Raw genomic sequence first — 1,125 nt, forward strand, 5'->3', positions numbered from 1 at the left:
GTCGCACCGGACCAGGCGAATCCCGGTCAGAACACCGCACTGAAGGAGACGCTGGAGGACTACACCCTCCGATTCGCGCCACGCAGCTACCGCAAATGGGGAACCGGCGTCGTCGCGACCTCCGCGCTCGGCGGAATCGCGTATCTCGCAGACTTCTCGATCGGCGCCAACATCGGCATCTCGTACGGCACCGGTAACGCATTGCTGGGCATCGCCGTGTTTGCCGTCGTCATCATGGCGACCGGCTTCCCACTCGCCTACTATGCCGCGCGATACAATATCGACCTCGATTTGATCACTCGCGGAAGCGGTTTCGGCTACTACGGCTCGGTCGTCACCAACGTCATCTTTGCGACGTTCACCTTCATCTTCTTCGCCCTCGAAGGTTCCATCATGGCCCAGGGTTTGAAACTGGGGCTCGGGATTCCACTGTCGATCGGATACGCGGTCTCGACGCTGATGGTCATCCCACTGGTCATCTACGGCATGAAAGCCCTGGCAAAACTCCAAGTGTGGACGACGCCGTTGTGGCTCGTCATGATGGTGCTGCCGTTCCTGTATCTGCTGTTCAAGCACCCTGATTCGGTGAGCGCGTTCTTCGCCTTCGGCGGTGAGGACGGCGCAAACGGCAAGGGCGTCAACTTCGGATCGGTGATGCTGGCCGCGGGTGTCTGCTTGTCGCTGATCGCACAGATCGCCGAGCAGATCGACTACCTACGCTTCATGCCGCCCAAGACACCGGAGAACACCCGTCGTTGGTGGGCTGCAGTAATTCTCGCCGGGCCCGGCTGGGTCATCTTCGGCGCGATCAAGCAGATCGTCGGACTGTTCCTCGCCGTGTACATCATCGCGAACGTCGTCGACGGTTCCTCGATCGCCAACCAGCCCGTGCACCAATTCCTCGAGATCTACCAGGACATGATGCCGCACTGGCTGGCCATGACCCTTGCCGTGATCCTCGTGGTCATCAGCCAGATCAAGATCACCACCGGGGCGAAGGTCGTCTCGTCGAAGGTGCTCTCCGACTTCTACTTCATGCCACGACCGAACAGCCTCGAGCGACCGGGTCCCGGCCGCGGATCTTCCTCGCCGCGCTGGGCCCGGCCGCCGCCCACACCGCGCGCC

At 61.8% G+C, this 1,125-nt stretch carries 1 protein-coding gene; it reads left to right on the forward strand.

Annotated features, from left to right (window positions below; all coding sequences use genetic code 11):
- A partial coding sequence (locus ABT116_RS49075) for a purine-cytosine permease family protein (RefSeq protein ID WP_502984106.1) occupies positions 1-1,125 on the forward strand: 1,125 nt, incomplete at both ends.

The sequence above is a fragment of the Streptomyces sp. NPDC002130 genome (assembly GCF_040296465.1).
Lineage (GTDB): Bacteria > Actinomycetota > Actinomycetes > Streptomycetales > Streptomycetaceae > Streptomyces.